Below are 3470 nucleotides of genomic sequence, written 5' to 3'. Positions count from 1 at the left end.
GGCACGGAGTGTGGAGGGCCAAAGCCTGGCCATGGCGCTGCGACTGCGGCGACCGCCAGTTACTTTTGGTGATAATTCTGTAACCGGCGTTCAAGATGGTCAAGTAATGAATACTCGAGCTGTCGTTTTTTACCGATTTCTTCCGGTAAAGTCGATAACTGCCATGCAAGAATAGTAATGGCCGCGGGCCCGCCGTTGGGGCTTCAGAGGCCGAACGGCAGGCGCACGGTGAGGGTGACGTCGGGCGTGTCGCGAGTCAGCCCGGCGCCGATGGAGAAGCTCACGCTGCGGTGCGGGTCGAGCCGGTACGAGGCGCCGACCAGCAGGGTGCCCAGCTGGATGCGCACCGAGCCCGGGATCACCTGGCCGTTCTGCCGGGAGCGGCCGACCGAGCTGTGGTCGTAGCCGAAGCTCAGCGAAGCGTCGTCGTTCAGCGCCAGCCCCATGCCCAGATTGAGGCCGAAGACGTCGCCCGCCTTGACGGTGCCGAGCGGTTCGCGCTGCCCCGCGAGGATGGTGCGGTAGACGTCGCGGCGTTCGACATTGCGGGTATAGCTGAAGCTGCCGAAGAACACGGCCGGGTCGGACGGCAGCATCCAGGTGAGGCTGGGTTGCAGAGAACGGAAGCCGGAGCCGGTGGGCAGGGTCAACGGCAGGCCCGTCCCGGTGACGTTGGCGCCGACGCAGCGGGTCTGGCAATCCGTCACGACCTCGAACGGGTCGCGCCCCGTGCGCGTCTTGTAGCGCAGGCCGGCGATCAAGTATGGCCGGTCGGCGCCGCCGTCGTTGAGCTGGTAGCGCACGGCGGCCTCCGCATCACCGATGCCCTTGCCGCTCGCGTCGAACGCGCGGTCGGCCGCCGTACCCGTGAAGATCTCGCGGCTGACGGTCGAATCGCTGCGGTACACGTACGGCAGCCTGATCTCCGCCTCGAGCCGGTTGCCGATGCCATAGCGCAGCGCCGTCGCCGCGGTGGTCGTGTTGCGCTTCACTTCGCGCACGTCCAGCAGACCGATCAGCAGCGCGGGTATCACCGTGTAGCCGACGACCGCCACCCGGTTGCTGGACGAGTAGCCATACTGGATCGAAGGTTCGATGACCACTTGCCCGCCCGGCGTCAGCACGCCCGGGCTCTCGAAGATGGGGGCGACGGCGGGTGCCTGCGCATCTACCTGCGGCGAGCGGCCCACGACCGCGGGCTCAGGCAGGGTGTCGGCGCCGCCCGTCCGGCGCAGGTCGTCGAGCCGCGACGGCGCCGTGCCGGGGGCCGCGTGCAGTTGCCGTTCGAGCGCGTCGATGCGGGCGCGCTGCTGTTCCAGTTGTTGTCGCATGGCGTATATGGTCGCGGCGAGGTCGGGTCCGGACTGGGCCGCGGCAAGCGTACAGGACAAGGTCATGCCGAGGCCGAGCGCGCCGGACAGCGCAGGCAGAGTTCGCATATCGCATCGCTCCATGGGGCGGTTGGGTCGTTACCTGGCGGTCACGGCCGCGTTGAGGGCGTTCGCCAGCGTCGCCTGGAAGTGCATGGCTTGCAGCATTCCCTGGGCGCTGACGGTGGCATGGATGATTGTGGCGTTCGCGATCGTCTGGCCATCCAGGCTGTTCTGGATGACGGTGGCGCCGGCCGCCGCCGGGCCCAGGCGGATCGTCAGCCCCCCGCCGTTCGGGCCGAGCGTGGCCTGCACGGCGGACAGGGCAGGGGGCGGCGATGCGCCGGCAACAAGGCGCCCGAGATCGCCCAGCTGCAATTCGTTGCGGGCGGCGACATGGCCGTCGACCGTCACGATGCGCTCGATGCCGAGCGTGACGGACAGGCCGGTCGGCGTCGTGAAGCCGCCGCGGCAGGCGTCCAGCACGGCGGGACTGACCGCGTCCGCGGGCGCGAACGGCGTCGGCATTGGCCCGGCGTGCGCGGCACCGGCGCCGAGCAGGACGAGCAGGAGGGGGCAAGAGGGGAGCGTACGCATGGTCGCCTCAGAAATCGCCGGGCGCGAACTTGGGCAGATCGACGGCGCCCGGCGCCGTGCGGGCCACCGCGTCGGCGAGCGGCGCGCGCGGGGCTGCGCGCCAGTCTTCGCCCAGGTTGAAGCGCGGCTGCGTCGGCGCCGTGTGGATCACGAACAGCAGCCGCGTCGGCCAGGCGGCCTCGAAGCGTTCCCTGGGCATGGCGCGCGTGCCGCGCGACGGGTCGCCCAGCAGGATGCGGCCATCTGCGGCGCCCTTGATGACGACGAAGTGGTTGTAACCGTTTTCCGTGACCAGCACGATGGCCGGCAGGCCGGCTTCGACGAGCTTGTCCAGCGGCAGCCGAAAGCCGTCCGCCAGGAAGCCGCGCGACGCGAGGAAGCGCTGCATGTCGAGCAGCGAGAAGCCCTCGCGCCGGATGCGGGCCTGGTCGCCCTGCGCCCACATGGTGTCGAACACGGTGCTCTCGCTGACGGACACGCCGTAGTGATGCGTCAGCAGGGTGGCCAGTGCGGCCGAGCCGCAGCTGAAGTCGTATTGCTGGCGCAGGGTCGACGCGAAGCGGAGCGCCTTCATGCTCCGCACGGGTATGTCGTAGCGGGCGCCGCCAAGCGCCAGGTCGGCCGCCTGGACGCCCTGGCCCAGCGCGCACAGAAGCAGGAGCGTGGTGCGTTTCATTTGAGTTGCAGATTGATGATGGTGGCGTTCTGGATCAGGACGTTCGCGCCGCTGTTCTGGATGACCACGGGAATGCCGGCCATGTTGGCGAACGAACCGGCGTCGATGCTGTTGGTGCCGGTGACGACGTTGACGGCCGTGTTGGCCGCGACCGATCCGTCCAGGCGCATGTCGTTGCGGGTATCCGTGCCGCCGCGCTGCCGCGCCAGCGGTCCGCCGGACACGTCCGGGCGGGACGGTGCCTGCGCGCCGATGGCGTTTTCTGGACGGAACAGCGCGCGCGCGGCGGCCCCGCTGGCGTCGTGGACGGGATCGGCCCAGGCTACCGTGGCGAGGGGGGCAAGCGCGGCGAGCGTACACATGCGCAGGAAGAGGGCGTGGATATGTGGATGCATTCTCGACTCCGGTGGTGAGGAAACTGCCGTGCCCGCTGGCACGGCAGCATGCCGCGATCAGTGGAGCGCCAGGTTGCTCTGGACGTTCACGCTCTGCTGGACCAGCGACGACAGGCCGGAGTTCTGGCTGATGACCAGCACGCCGGCGGCGGACTGGCCGGCGCTGCTCATCGAGTTCGACATGTCGAAGCTGCCGGCACTGACGCTGTTCGTGCCGCCATGGCCACCATAGCCGTCGCCGCCGGCGCCGCCGACGCCATAGCCGGACGAGATCGATGCCAGCGATCCGCCGGCGCCGCCCGTGTTCGCCCCACCGGCGCCGCCGTAGCCGCCCGCACCGGCGCTCGTGTTGCCCACGCTGGCCGGCCCGGTCGCGCCGCCGCTGGCGCTGGCGGCACCGCCATAGGCGCCATCGCCCGCCGTGTTGGTTGC

The 3470-nt window shown here is 69.8% G+C and carries 4 protein-coding genes and 1 pseudogene; all 5 read right to left on the bottom strand.

Annotation, left to right across the window (positions count from 1 at the left end; all coding sequences use genetic code 11):
• Positions 1–203: 203 nt before the first annotated feature.
• Complete coding sequence (locus tag AC1DYX_RS29415) at positions 204–1439, bottom strand: acetate kinase (protein WP_477265497.1); 1236 nt, start codon at positions 1437–1439, stop codon at positions 204–206.
• 30 nt (positions 1440–1469) lie between these two features.
• Positions 1470–1967: a hypothetical protein gene (locus AC1DYX_RS29410; RefSeq protein ID WP_477265495.1), complete on the bottom strand. Its 498-nt coding sequence runs from the start codon at positions 1965–1967 to the stop codon at positions 1470–1472.
• Between the two features lie 7 nt (positions 1968–1974).
• Positions 1975–2643 carry a C39 family peptidase gene (locus AC1DYX_RS29405; RefSeq protein ID WP_477265493.1) on the bottom strand — a complete coding sequence of 223 codons (669 nt, stop codon included), beginning with the start codon at positions 2641–2643 and terminating at the stop codon, positions 1975–1977.
• Positions 2640–3038, bottom strand: a complete 399-nt coding sequence (locus AC1DYX_RS29400; RefSeq protein ID WP_477265491.1) for a hypothetical protein — start codon at positions 3036–3038, stop codon at positions 2640–2642. The genes AC1DYX_RS29405 and AC1DYX_RS29400 overlap by 4 nt, the downstream gene beginning before the upstream one ends.
• A gap of 57 nt (positions 3039–3095) precedes the next feature.
• Positions 3096–3470 (bottom strand): annotated as a pseudogene (locus AC1DYX_RS29395) (hypothetical protein); the annotation flags it as partial.

The organism is Massilia sp. P2_C2 (assembly GCF_056404615.1).
The sequence above is the reverse complement of the archived record's forward strand: the minus strand, read 5'-3'. Positions and strand labels throughout refer to the sequence as shown.